11 protein-coding genes are annotated in these 13,818 nt (G+C 35.4%); 1 reads left to right on the top strand and 10 read right to left on the bottom strand.

The window, feature by feature from the left end; genetic code table 11:
- Positions 1-3 precede the first annotated feature (3 nt).
- From EV197_RS14295 to EV197_RS14255, 9 genes are all read right to left on the bottom strand, one after another.
- Complete coding sequence (locus tag EV197_RS14295; protein ID WP_130287474.1) at positions 4-2,211, bottom strand: type II secretion system protein GspD; 2,208 nt, start codon at positions 2,209-2,211, stop codon at positions 4-6.
- 23 nt (positions 2,212-2,234) lie between these two features.
- On the bottom strand, positions 2,235-3,638 hold the full coding sequence (locus EV197_RS14290) for a GspE/PulE family protein (RefSeq protein WP_423190651.1): 1,404 nt from the start codon (positions 3,636-3,638) through the stop codon (positions 2,235-2,237).
- An 8-nt stretch (positions 3,639-3,646) separates the two neighbouring features.
- Entirely contained in the window at positions 3,647-4,132 is a 486-nt protein-coding gene (locus EV197_RS14285; protein WP_130287472.1) for a hypothetical protein, read from the bottom strand.
- A complete protein-coding gene (locus EV197_RS14280; RefSeq protein ID WP_130287471.1) occupies positions 4,133-4,540 on the bottom strand; it encodes a prepilin-type N-terminal cleavage/methylation domain-containing protein in 408 nt (135 codons plus the stop codon).
- Between the two features lie 351 nt (positions 4,541-4,891).
- The gene (locus tag EV197_RS14275) at positions 4,892-6,160 is read right to left on the bottom strand and encodes a hypothetical protein (RefSeq protein ID WP_130287470.1); all 1,269 of its coding nucleotides are present in this window, start codon (positions 6,158-6,160) and stop codon (positions 4,892-4,894) included.
- Between the two features lie 410 nt (positions 6,161-6,570).
- Positions 6,571-7,008 carry a hypothetical protein gene (locus tag EV197_RS14270; RefSeq protein ID WP_130287469.1) on the bottom strand — a complete coding sequence of 146 codons (438 nt, stop codon included), beginning with the start codon at positions 7,006-7,008 and terminating at the stop codon, positions 6,571-6,573.
- A 31-nt stretch (positions 7,009-7,039) separates the two neighbouring features.
- Positions 7,040-8,317: a hypothetical protein gene (locus tag EV197_RS14265; RefSeq protein ID WP_130287468.1), complete on the bottom strand. Its 1,278-nt coding sequence runs from the start codon at positions 8,315-8,317 to the stop codon at positions 7,040-7,042.
- 220 nt (positions 8,318-8,537) lie between these two features.
- Positions 8,538-11,198 carry an AsmA family protein gene (locus EV197_RS14260; protein ID WP_130287467.1) on the bottom strand — a complete coding sequence of 887 codons (2,661 nt, stop codon included), beginning with the start codon at positions 11,196-11,198 and terminating at the stop codon, positions 8,538-8,540.
- Positions 11,199-11,281: 83 nt separating this feature from the next.
- A complete protein-coding gene (locus EV197_RS14255) occupies positions 11,282-11,992 on the bottom strand; it encodes a queuosine precursor transporter (protein WP_130287466.1) in 711 nt (236 codons plus the stop codon).
- Between the two features lie 106 nt (positions 11,993-12,098).
- On the opposite strand from EV197_RS14255, the gene folK reads away from it, so the two are divergent.
- Positions 12,099-13,232 (top strand): 2-amino-4-hydroxy-6-hydroxymethyldihydropteridine diphosphokinase, encoded by a 1,134-nt coding sequence (gene folK, locus EV197_RS14250; RefSeq protein WP_130287465.1) that lies wholly within the window; start codon positions 12,099-12,101, stop codon positions 13,230-13,232.
- A gap of 32 nt (positions 13,233-13,264) precedes the next feature.
- Here folK and EV197_RS14245 read toward each other — a convergent pair whose 3' ends face one another.
- Positions 13,265-13,801 (bottom strand): RNA methyltransferase, encoded by a 537-nt coding sequence (locus tag EV197_RS14245; RefSeq protein WP_130287464.1) that lies wholly within the window; start codon positions 13,799-13,801, stop codon positions 13,265-13,267.
- Positions 13,802-13,818: the final 17 nt, after the last annotated feature.

Genomic DNA, 13,818 nt, shown 5'->3' with positions numbered 1-13,818 from the left:
TTCTTAATAGAATACTGTGGGTTTGATTATTACGTTCAGCCTTCTTTTGGTATCCTCGCGTACGCGTTTGCTAAAAAACCATTTGATGATCGGTATTCTTGCTAAGAAAGGGACACCGGATCCGGAGTCGTTTTTTATTTTCTGTTCGATGCCGCCCAGAATTGCTACATCATTAGCCTGCATCCGCATAATAGATGAAAATCGTCTACTGTTGATATCTGGGGGAGCGCCTTCTGCTATACGCTCGCCACTAAAGTTTGATTGGATAACCTGTATATCCAGAGTAATTTGTCCATCACCTGCTACAAAGGGTTTAAATTCCAAGGCTAGCTCAGCATCAATTGGCTGGTAATTAACGATCTCAGAAGTTTGTGGATTTTGAGAGCCAAATATGTTTTGACTGACTACCTCGTAATAGGTCGTTTGTCCACTTGACAAATAGGCTTTATGGCCATTTAAGGTACTGAGCTTTGGTGTGGATAATATTTTTACATTCCCATTAGCTTCCATGGCTTTGATATCTAAATAGAAATTGGGCACTACATTTCCAATATTTAAAGATCCAAATCCATCAAACCCACCAATGATGCGGTTAACGGTTTCTGCACCTAATCTAATATTTGAATCAGGGAAAGATACGCCCTCTGTCTTAGATGGCTCGCTACCAATTCCGAATTCTACTCCAGTTTCCAAAGTAGCAGTTCTGTTTACCTCTAAGATCATTACCTCAATAAGAATCAGAGGCACGGGTTTATCGATATACGAGATGAATTTTTTGAATTTTTCTACTCGGGCTCCAGGTCCACTGACTACAAAACTATTAAGCTCGGTATCTATTTTTATATCTAATCCGGCAATCACATCTGCAGGAAAAATATCCGATATCGACCCTACTGAGGTATCTGCAGTATTGGAGCTTCTGGTATTTTGAGTAAATCTGGAATTGGTATTAGTGGTGTTTCTGCTATTGGTTAATCCACTGGTTTGGTTAATTCCGTTGGTTGGTCCATTACCAAAGAAATTAGTGCCGCCTGAGTTGAAATTTTGCCCTCCAAAACTATTGCCATAAGAGGTGGAAGGATTAGCGTCTCCTAACATTGCTATGGAACGGTGCATCATTTGTACGAGTTCAATTTTTTTGACCGTTAATTGGTCTTCCGTACCAAAATAATATACGTTGTTCTCTTTTTTGAAAGTAAAAGCATTGCTTACTGCACTTGTGGGCACTCCAGGTTGAGTGGTATTTCTAGAATTTTGTGGGGAATTTGTAGGGCTTGATGCAGTACTATTACTTTCAAACATTTTTATCAATAGGTCATCAAAACTGATGGCTTCTGCTTTAACGGTTACTGTACCCGCATTTTCTAAGGGAGAAGCTGTAAACACATCCAAATCCAGATCCTCTGTAAGGTTTTCAATGACTTCACTGATTTGGGTGTTTTTAAAGTCGACCGTAATGACTCGGTTTATCGTGTCGATTACCTTGTAATAAAAATCAGATCGGTTTCTTCGGATACGTGTATTGGCAGTACCTTCCGTCATACCAGGAAATGAACTGAACTCATAAAATCCATCCCTGGTTTTTGTATAATCCAGATTATTTGCCTCTGCTAATTTCTTCATCGCAATATCAAAAGGAACCTTACTAATAAATAGGGTTAGCGATTTGTTGCTTAATTCTGGGCTGAATAAGAGATTTTTCCCGGATGTTTCCGTGATTTTCCGAAATACTTTGGGTAGAGGATCGTTGCGTAAGTCTGTAGAAAGTAACTCCGCTGTTAGATCATATTCAACTTGTATATCTTTTTCAACTGGATCGGGTGTCGGTGGCGTGTAGCGTTTTATACTTATGATATTACCAGTAGTCTCTAGAGCTAATTGATGTTCCTTGGCTAAAAACACTAAAAGTTCCTTAATCGTTACATCATTAAAGTTGTTAATGAAGTTGATGGAATTCAACTCGTTGGCAACATTTAAATTAATTTGATGCAATTGTGCTACCGCTCTTAGAAAATTAGTTAGAGAGGTGTTCGAGATTTTTACATTCAGCTTTTCTCCCAATTGTGGAATATCCACGATCAAGGATTCGAGCTTGTTTTCTATGTTAGCTATCCTAGTGGCTTCCTTATTAGGGTCGTATTGACCTTCTTGACCGTAAGCTCCGATTCCAAGAAGTAGTAGGGTTAGCAGTATAAGTGTTATTTTTTTCATATATCGTTGTATCATTGGTAGGGTTAATCCCGGGCTAATAAGGGGTATACTTCCTCTGCAGAGGTAATTCCTTGTTTGACTAACCTTATGGCATTTGCCTTTAGTGTTTTTATATTATGCGTTGCTATATAGGCATCAATTTCAAGCTCATTATGGCGTATAGCTGTTTCTAGTGCATTAGTGATCGGTACCAGCTCATATATTGCTTTTCTGCCGAGATAACCGGTATGGTAACATTGGTTGCAGCCTTTTGCTTTATAATGGGTTTTTAAATCTTCGGGTATCTCAAAATTTAAAGGAAAATCATCTGGTAGCGCTGGAGCCTCGGATTTACACTGCGGACATAACTTTCTTACTAATCGTTGTGCAATGCTCATGGTAAGCGTACTAGCGATCAGGAAGGGCGGTACATTCATATCAATCAGACGAGAAATTGTGGCCCAGGCAGAATTAGTGTGTATCGTTGAAAGCACCAAATGACCTGTTAGTGCTGCTTTAATCGCCATATTTGCAGTTTTATCATCGCGTATCTCACCGACCATGATTATGTCTGGGTCCTGCCTTAAAAAAGCACGTAATGCAGCAGGAAAATCAAATTCAATATCTTCTCTTAGTTGAACCTGGTTGATGCCTTCTAAGGTATATTCAATAGGGTCTTCTATGGTTAAAATATTCGAAGTTTCTTTATTGAGTTCCTTTAGTGTAGCATAGAGCGTTGTGGTCTTACCTGATCCTGTAGGTCCCGATATTAAAATAATACCCTGAGGTTTTTTAACTGCTTCTTTATATAGTTGAAGTTCTTGATCTGTAAACCCCAAATCGGTTAGGGTTACATCTTGAGTGTCTCGGTTTAATAATCGCAATACTATTTTTTCGCCATATAGGGTAGGCATCGTAGAGACCCGGATGTCGAACTCTTCATTCTTTAATTTAAAGGTAATTCTACCGTCTTGTGCCAATCGTTTTTGCGAAATATCAAGTCCTGATTGGATTTTAATTTGATTTACTAATTGAGGGTATTCTTTTTTTGATACCGTATATTGTTCTTTTAATTTTCCATCTAACCTAAATCTAACCCTACAAAAGTTATCATAAGGTTCCATATGAATATCACTACTTCCAAAATCTTTGGCAGTAGTAATTAATTTTTGCAAAAAGTTAGCTTCGTAGTTTAATTTTTCCTGATTTGCAGCTGTCTTCCGATAATTATAAGTAAGATAAGAATCTATATTTTCTTTTGTATCCAGCTCTAATACAATCTTTTTGTTTAGTACTATAGTCAATTCCTTGACCAAGGGTTCTTTTTCTTCTGCATCTGTTTTAAATACAATAGTATCTCCTTCTTGCCTAATAGGCACAATCCTGTAATGAAACGCCTGGTTTGAACTTACCAACTGTTTAAGATTTACTGCTATGTCGTAGTTCATATTACTCATTAGATCATATATAGATTACCAGTTTTAGTTAACCAGCTCATTGTATATACACCGGTCAAAAACAAGGCCATGTACCCAGCAAGGGGTACCGTATTATGTTTGGCTTTTTTACGAAAAATTAACCAAACAAGCATACTAAAGAATAATGCGAAACAAAAGATAATAATAAAGGTAATTGTTGGAAAAGCTACTGCAAGTGCCACAAAAAATAAGACATCCCCTAAACCAAATACTTCTTTGAAAAAAGATTTTTTAACTATAATTCGATTATATAGAAACAGTATGGTTAGTATGCTAAGTACTAATATACTATTTAATAATGTAGATGTATAGAAGTAGAAATCCATCGTATGGGTATAATGAAGAATTCCTGATCCGATGATAATAATAGGAAATAAAAACCAGTAGACTGCTCGGTATTGAATATCTTGATAAACAATACAAAGCAAGCTTATTACTACAACGGTATGTAGTATGTTGTCCATTTAGTCCTTGGTGATTTGTTTTGGTGATCCATTCTCATCAATTTCCCATACATTAAAGACGCCGTCGCCATCAAAGTCTACTACAGCAGTCGCTCGTACTTTAAAATTGGATAATCCAGCTTCTATAATTTCATAACTATAATTGGCAGAACCACCATCTTTAACAGTAGTGGGAGCTTCGTAGTTTATGTCATTAAAATCTAAACTGTATTTTGAATTTAAATAGCGATATTGGGTTTGCATATTGCTAATCGTTTTGAGCTGTATTTTAGCCTCTTGCGCTTTAGTTTGTGCGATCAATGGCAAAAAATTAGGTAAGGCAATTAATAATAATATTCCAATTATCGCCAAAACAAGTAACATTTCCTGAAGGTTAAATGCCTTAAGTTTTACTATCTTATTATTCATAACTCTTTGATATTTTGGGATAAGGGTAGAGTGCAAAAATATACTTTTTTAGAAAACTGACTAAAATAAATCTATTTTTAACCATTAAAATTCTGAATACCTATCGATTGCAAAAACAGCAGATGATCTTGAATAAAAAAAGCGGCAAAGTTCATTTGCCGCTTTCTCACCCTAATCAATAAATAATATAGCAATTAGCTATACTGCTTTTAAATTCGTTGTAGTACTTACACTTTTATTCAGAAATGGAAGTGCAAGTACGTTTGTCTTTTATTACGATTGCCACTGTGGGAGCGTTGTTGTGCTACCAATGAAGTGACTAGTAAATCGTCAATTCTTATAGATGAATGGTTATTGCATCACTAAGTAGTCATTCAGTGATTTCTTAAGTGCAAAGTTTGGTGCAACAGTATTCTCTGGATCGGTGAATAAATCATCGTAGGCAACAAAGCCTTCTGTAAATCTATTGAATTTTAAAACTTCCATGGTACTATCAAATGGTTTGAACTGTACCTTGACACCTTCTCCGTGAATATTGTAGAAACTATGATCCATATTGAAAGATTGCTCTATAACAGCTAAAGAAGTATAAGAGTCATCAAATTCAATCACATCGGAGAAACCAGATATCTTACATTTGTGTAAATATAGTCTTCCTTTATTCTTAGCTGAGATTGCAGGGGAAGTATGTTCGTAATTACGTTTGTCTGCTAAGTTTACAAAAATCGCATCTGAGAATACTACATCTGTTAACTCTTGTTCATTAATGTAACCAAACTCTTTGGTGTTCCCTTCAATTTCTATAGCATAAGACCCTTTAGGACTATTCACTAAGGGATGTCTAACCGCCATTACATTGGTAATATCACCTTTAAACCCTTCAGCAAATTGAAAATCATCATCTTCTGCTTTATAGGAGATTAGGTTTTTCATATTATGGATACCACCAAACCAACTAAACGAGTCTTGTGCAGAATAACTAACCTGAATGTTATCTATTATCGAGTATCTTCCTAAACCATATAGGGATAGTCCGTTAGTGTCTTCTGTACCCTTTGCTTTATTTCCGCTAAACTCTACACGAACGTATTGTAAAATAGTAGTTTGCTCTATATCATTAGTACCACCATAAATGGTATACCTTGGATTAAACTTACCTTTAAACGTTCCGGTTCCTGTTACGGTATTCACTGTACCTGATCCTGCGATTTTAATTCCTCCCCAGTCTCCTGCAGCTCTCGACTTAGCTTCTTTGTTGGAAGTAAATACAATTGGTTGCGTCGCAGAACCCGATGCTATTAATTTAGAACCTTGTGTAACGATTAAATTAGCAGGTTTCAAATGATCGCATCGTATAACGGTTCCTTGCTCAATAGTCAATGTAGCATTTTCTACTACATATACATCTCCAGTCATAAAGTAAGTGACTTCACTACTTAAATACGTGTCTTCGGTGATTAAATTGGGTAACTGTTCTTCAGCTTTAGGATAAACGGTCTCATTTGGATTAAAATTAGTCCATTCTTTGGCCCAACCAAGAGTGTTTTGATTAAAGCTTTGTGGTTTAATTGAAGAAATTGTAATAATAATCAGTAAACAAAAGCATAATAGTTTTTTCATCTTATAGTCTATTTTGGGGTTCGGGGGGTAGAAAGAATTTTCTTTCTTGTTCGTTATTAGATGCTAAATTATAATACTTTCGCCAAAGTTGGTTACGGGTTTTCCGCAAAATTTATACGTTTACCGATATTTTGGCATTTTTTAGCATAAATTTTGTAGTATAAATACTACAAATATGAAATTATTAAATTGTATTTCAGGATTTTAACTGCAGAAGACTATTTTAGAGATTATTATCGAGTTCATTAAAAATAGTACACTTTTGAGTGCTTTACCTTAATTGTTTGGCTGATTTATGTATGTTTTTTGGCGATCTAAAATGCTTTTAATCTATATATTTTGATGTACCGTTTGTTTGTAGCTAAAAAAAACCTCACTTAGGAGGTTGTTTTGTTGAGTTTAGTGGAAAGCTAAAAACCTTCGTCGACACCAATTCTTACCTTTTTAATAATTTCTTCGAAATAAAGAATAGAAGAGACTATATTTTCGGTATCTGCATAGGGGATCAATTCTGTTACTAACTCCTGCGTATTTTCAAAGGCATCGAGAACAGCGTCGTGGTGCTTGTCCAATACTTTAATATTGTCTGACTCTTCTTTGATACCTACATCTTGTAAGGAAACTCCAGCTTCATTGGTTAGGGCAATGTAGGGTAGTACAATCATTATTTCCTTTACACGCTCCGAATACAGTTTAATAAGTTCCCCTTTTTTAAGATTTTCAAGCTCACCAATAGTGTGAAATTTGGTGATTAATGTTTTTTGATCAAAAAAAATATTTTTTTTGGATTGTGAAAAAGCTGAAAAAGAGATTATAACTAGTAAAAAGGAAAATAATTTGATTTTCATTGTATGTAGGATTAGTGTTTTAAAAATTAGATTAATGCATTACGGTATAGTTGCCAAGATTATCTTTCAATGAAAAATCTGGCAGGTGTTTATTCATTGGATCCGAAAAGAAATCGGTAACTTCTTTAAAATGATTGGTGTACATATTATACTTTACTAAATTTTGTAAGGTTGCATTATTGCCTAAAGCGGTTTGGATGGCTTCACCGTGTACATTAAAGACGCTGTTTTCTAAGGTAAATGCGTTTTTTATTTCCGTGGCATTACTATAGCTTGCATCAAATGCTACAATATTGGCAAATCCTGATATTCGGGAGTTTGTCAAGGTCAACTGACCACGATATTTGGCAGAAATGGCGGCAACTGTGTATTGATAATTATCTTGTTCAGATAGGCTGATGAGATAACCTCCATCTATACTTACCTTGGATAAGCTCGATATGGAACGAACACCTTTGCCTTCGGTATATCCATCGATTTCAATGGCATAGGATCCACTGGTGTCAGAGATATACGGATGACGAATGGCTACTATATTAGTAAGATTACCTTGAAACCCTTCTGTAAAATCAAAATCATCATCCTTAGCTTTAAAAGAAATAAGATTACTTAGCTCTGCATTGCCACCAAAAAATTCGTAGGAGTCATCTGCCGAATAGCTTACCATAATATTACTGATTATCGAATTTTTACCGAGAGCGTATAAGGAAAGTCCATTGAGCTCCTTGGATCTGTTTATTTTTTTACCTGCATACTCAATACGTATATACGACAGAATAGTGGTTATCTCATCCGCAGTATTTCCACCATAGCCTGAGAGTATCGGATTAAAATCACCTTCAATGCGCCCCATACCTGAAAGGGTGTTTGTGGATCCTCCCCCTGCAATGCTAATACCACCCCAATCTCCCGGTTTCCTTGATTTTTCAGTTTGATTGGAGGTGAAAACTATCGGTTTGGTATAGGAACCTCTCGCTATCAAGGTTGCGCCTTTGGTTACAATTAAACTGCTAGGATTGTCGCGATCACATCTAATGATGGTACCTTCTTCAATGGTTAGTTTAGCATTGTTGGTTACATAGGTATTTCCAGATAAAAGATATACAGAACTGTTATTGAGATACGTGTCTTTATCGATGACGTTAGGTAATTTTTTATCTGCTTCTGGATAATAAGTCTCACTAGGGTCAAAATTTGTCCAGTTTTTCATCCATTTTAAATCATTAGTTGCCATCTCACTTTGTGAAAAGATCAAAACAGGGAATAAAAAGACAAGAAGTGCAATCTGAAGGGAAATAGATAGCTTCATTTTTATGGGGTATTAACGGTTAGGGTATAAAATTATTAACTAAAAACAATTCGCTTTACAGTAATAGTTTTACTAAAAAGTTAACTCAACTTAAACAAATCTATTGCACTAATGATAAGGTTTTTACTGTATTTTTTAGATTTTATGGTTAAGCCGTATAAACAAAAAAAGGAAGCCGTAAAAACAAGCTTCCTTTTTGATTTATAAAATAATCAATGATTTAATTGCCGCTTTTTGTAGTATCTTTTTTCTTCTTTTTCTTACCTAATAATCCTCCTAATACATCTTTTGCTGCATCTTTTATAGCGTCTTCGGTAGTATTTTTTGTAGTGGTAGTATTTGTGCTATCCTTTGTTTGTTCCTTGTTGCCACCAAGTAAACCGCCTAGCACTTCTTTTCCTGTTTCTGTGATTTTATCTTTAGCTTTTTGTTTTTGAGTAGCGATAATTTGTTGGCTAAGGTTAGCAATAGCAGCTTTTGTTTGCACATCAATCTTGGGATTGGTATAGTTACCAGAAATATTGATGGGTAAGGGTACTGTGGTGTTTTCTATTTCCTGACTGCTAAGTTTTGCCAACAAAGAGCTGGCTTCATTACCTAAATATTTTGCAGGAACATCTAAAGAAACCTTATAATTCATTTCGCTAGAAAAGCTATGGCTACCACTAGTAGTTACTTTAATGTCTTTAACATTAAATGAAAAGGGCTGTACATTGATGTTGCCGTTTTCAAAATTCAATTTGGTTTTGATATCTTTAAGATCAAGATTATCGAGATCTAAGAAGTTTATGTTGTTATTCAATTTTGAAATTAAAGGTGTAGCATTGGCATTTACCTTAGCGTTTAACAACTCAGCCAGTGCGTTTCCTTTTAAGGAGGTAAGTACTGGGGTTAGGTCTTTTGATAAATCTCCATCCAGCGATAATTGAGTACTTAGTAATCCAGTAAGTCCTCTTGCAATTGGGGCTAGACCTTTTAGCAATTCCATCTGATTGAAGGATTGTACAATATCAATTTTAGATAGGTCTAAATTCATCCCAAAGGTAGGTGTAGCTGATTTCGTGGATACTTTTCCGCTAAACCCTAATCCTCCGCCAAAAAGATCAGAAGTAACATTAGTTAGGTAAGCAGTTTCATCCTTAATTTTTACGCTACCCTTAGTGTTTTGTAATTCGATATTATCGTATTGTACTTTCTTAGCATCGAAAGCTAAGTTTGCATCCAAAAATGATGGTATTTTTATGGATTCTTCTGCGGTGCTTTCCGTTTTGTCAGTTGTAGTAGTATTCTTTTCAGGAGTTTCAGCTGTAGCAGTCATAAAATCATTAACCACAAATTTATTGGAATTAGCTACAAAATCTCCTTTGAGGTTTTGTTTAGCAAAAAGAAACCCCATAAAATTGGTAATTTTTCCTTGGGCCGCGATATCGGATTGTCCAGTAGTAGCTTTCATTTCTTGCAGGGTAATTGTACCAGGCTTAAAATCAACTCTAGCATTGCTTATCTTTAGTTCGTTGGGCAATTCTGGTGTTTGATAACTAAAATTGGTGATGCTTGCTACTCCTGTGCTTCTTACATTTTGGTATTGTTCTTTCTCTAAAGATTCTAAATCAAAATGTGTGTTGATATTTGCTTTTAGAATACCGTTTAGCTCTTGTTCTAAATCGATAGGGTATGCTTTTTTTAAGTTGGCTAGATTTAATGTACCATTAATTGCCAAGTCAACAACGGTATTGCCTGTAAGATTTTTGAATAGACCTTTAGCATTAAAGACGTCCTGATCGATTTTAAAATTTAGATTTTCTATTTTTAAGTAAGTGTCATCTACTAAGCCAGTTTCATTTTTTAGCGCGGTATTGATGACAATCTCAGATACACTTTTAGGCAAATCTGGATATTTAAAGGAAGCATTGTTTGAACGCACATTGATATCCATTTTAGGAATATACGTATCATCGACTTTGCCTTGTATTTTACCATCTACCATAAAGTTACCTGTCGTTTGTACGTTTTCGATATTTTTAGAATAGGCCGCAGGTATAACGGCTAAAAAGTTTTTGAAATCAGAGTCTGGTGTTTTAAAGCTGAGGTCTACATCCGTGTAATCTTCAAAAAGTTGTACATATCCTTGAAACTCTAGCGGGAGCTGATTTACTAAGGCTTTATTATCTAAAAAGGAATAGCGTTGCTGGTCGAGATCCAATTCTAATGCTGCATCCAAGGCAAGTTTGTTTTTATCCAAATAATTGGTTCCGTTAAACACAAAAGTAATTTCAGTATCTGATTTTGTATTTAAGATCACTTTTTCTCCGGATACAGTACCGTCACCAGTATGGTTGAGTCCGGTAAGTACTAAAGTCATTTTACCAACATCGTCTTTATATAGAACTTTACTATTGTTGATTTCATAATGTTCTAGGGCAAAAGTAAATGGATCGGATTCTTCTTTGCTTGAAGAACTTTTTGTATCACTTTCGGATGTTTTAACAATATCATAATTGCTATTGCCTAAGGAATCGGTTTTTATTGCAACGTAAGCCTGGTCAATAACGAATTTTTCGACATTGATGGATTCTGAAGCATCTTTAAAAAATTCGTTAATCGACATATCCAGCGTTACTTTTTTGGCGTAAGCTAAAGTATCCCCTTCAAATGGGGCTTTATTTAGTATAGATAAGTCGTCGATAGTAACCGTAGCATCCGGAAAACTTCTAAATAAGCTAATCCCTATATCACTAAAATCTACAGTGGCTTCTATGTGTTGATTGGCTAGGTATTTTATTTTGTCTTTTATAGTTCCTTTAAATAAAAAGGGAACGGCTATAATCACAATAACAAGAATTACGATCAGTATTCCGAAAATTTTTAGGGCTTTCTTCATTGGTTGTTTGATTTGTTATAAAAGGAGTTTACAGTATAGATACGGAGAATTCCGTTTTTTTTGAGTTAAGAATATGTTAGATTTTAAAAGTTTAGAGGGAGCTCACCCCCAGTAGCTAATTTAAACTTTTTGCGAATAAAAAATACGGCTAAATACAATATAGGAGTGTCCAAAGCAGCTACTAATACTTTAAATAAGAACCCGTTTAATAATAGTACGCCAAATTTATCCCAATTGATGATCCCTGCGGAGCATAGGAGTAATAAAACGGTCATCGTATCTATAAATTGCGAAGAAAATGTAGAAAAGTTATTTCTTAGCCATAGATGTTTACCTTTTGTAATTCGCTTCCAAAAATGATAAATCTGAATGTCAATATACTGAGCAAAAAGATAGGCCATCATTGAAGCAAAAACGGCGATGGCAGTAGCTCCAAATACTCTGGTAAAGGTTTGGTCATTGATAGGAGACCAGGGAGTGGCGGGTACTTCTGAAGCAGTATAAATAATCAGTAATGAAAACAAGGAGGCAAAGATACCTGCGGTCACCACCTGGTTCGCTTTCTTTTTACCGTAAACCTCACTGATAATATCTGTAATCAAAAAAGTTACTGGGTAAGGAAGAATTCCCACCGAGATTTCAAAAGTGTAAAGGCTGAAAAAATCCCAATAAAAGAATTTTTGAAAAATCAGATTAGAAGCAACCAGTGAAGAGATAAACAATGCGGCCAAAATAAGATAAAGTCTAAATGCTATTTTATTTTCTTCAGTAGTTAGCGCCTTTGCTGTGGACATGTAATTTGTTTATAATACTTCGCACAAAAATAGGAGGAAGTGTTTTTGTTTTACTTAATTTGCTCTTAAAATTAACAACTTCTGGTAAGAGTAACCTAATTTAATTTTGCAAACCAAAAATCACGTATACATTTCATTAGGAAGTAATGTAGGGGATAAAATCAATTTTCTACAACAAGCCGTAGATGCTATTTTTGAAAAAATAGGCGATATTGTTCGTATCTCTTCGGTTTACCAAACACCATCCTGGGGTTTTGAAAGTGAAGACTTTTACAATGCGTGTATAGAAATTGCTACTTTTTATAGTGCACAAGAGGTGCTGGACTTACTGTTGACTGTAGAAAAACAACTAGGACGAACACGTGCTCAGGGCAAAGGATATCAGGCCCGAACTATAGATCTTGATATTCTACTGTCATCAGAAGGTGTCATTGCAACCGATACACTAAGAGTACCACATCCTGCAATGCAGGATAGAATGTTTGTTCTAAGACCTTTACTGGATATTGCGCCAGATGTAATACATGATACTTTACAACTAAAGATCAGTGATTTGATAAATCGCACCAAAGATGAAGTGACGCCGGAAATCGTTAGAACGGATTTAGTAAATCCCGAAGCAAAATATCCGATCTCAGCCTTTCAATACCTTACCCTTGAAGGTAATATCGGAGCAGGAAAGACAAGTTTAGCACATATGATTGCCAATGAGTTTAATGGCAAGTTAGTGTTAGAACAATTCGCGGATAATCCATTTTTACCCAAGTTCTATGAGGATATGGACCGCTATGCCTTTCCTTTAGAGATGTCTTTTTTAGCAGATCGATATCAACGCTTGCAGGATGATATTGGGCAATTTGATCTGTTTACCGATTTCGTTGTTAGTGACTACGATGTGTTTAAATCCTTGATTTTTGCTAAAATTACACTTCAGCAAGAAGAATTTAAGCTCTATAAAAAGGTCTTTGACTTAATGTACAGCAAATTACCGAAACCTGGTTTATATGTTTATCTCTACCAAAGCACAGAACGCTTGCTTCAAAATATAAAAAAAAGAGGTCGCGATTACGAGCAAAAGATATCTGAGGATTATCTCGAAAAAATAAATAAAGGATACTTACAGTTTATAAAATCACAAACTGAATTTAAGACCAAAATTATTGATGTTTCTGATTTGGATTTTATAAAAAATCGCAGTGATTATATTACCATTCTACAGACATTGGTTGCGCAGCAATAATGAATCCAAAGCACTAGCGTACTCATTTGGGTTTACTTTTGCAGCTTGCAAAACAGATCCCAGATTACAACCCCAGTACTTACTGAGATGTTTAATGAGTGTTTGCTGCCGTACTGTGGTATCTCGATAACCGCATCACTAGCGGTAACGATACTCTGTTGCACTCCTTTTACTTCATTTCCAAAAACTACTGCGTATTTTTTTTTAGCTTCAGGTCGAAAATCATTTAGCATAATAGCGTCTTCTGCTTGCTCTATAGCTATGACTTGCACGCCTTCTGCTTTTAATTGTTCAATCAATGATGCGGTATCTTTTTGATATTCCCAAGAAACGGTATCTGTAGCGCCCAGGGCTGTTTTTTGAATATCCTTATGCGGTGGGGTTGCGGTGATACCGCATAAGTAAATTTTTTCGATCAAAAAGGCATCAGCAGTTCGGAAAACCGAACCAATATTATTCAAGCTTCTAATGTTGTCCAAAATGATCAGTATAGGCGTTTTCTTGGCGTCTTTAAATTCTGCAATGGTTTTACGATCTAATTCGCTGTTTTTTAGCTTCCGGTTTTTCATTGGTACAAAGGTATAAT

The organism is Aquimarina brevivitae (assembly GCF_004216895.1).
GTDB classification, from domain to species: domain Bacteria; phylum Bacteroidota; class Bacteroidia; order Flavobacteriales; family Flavobacteriaceae; genus Aquimarina; species Aquimarina brevivitae.
This window is presented reverse-complemented; position numbering and strand designations above follow the sequence as displayed.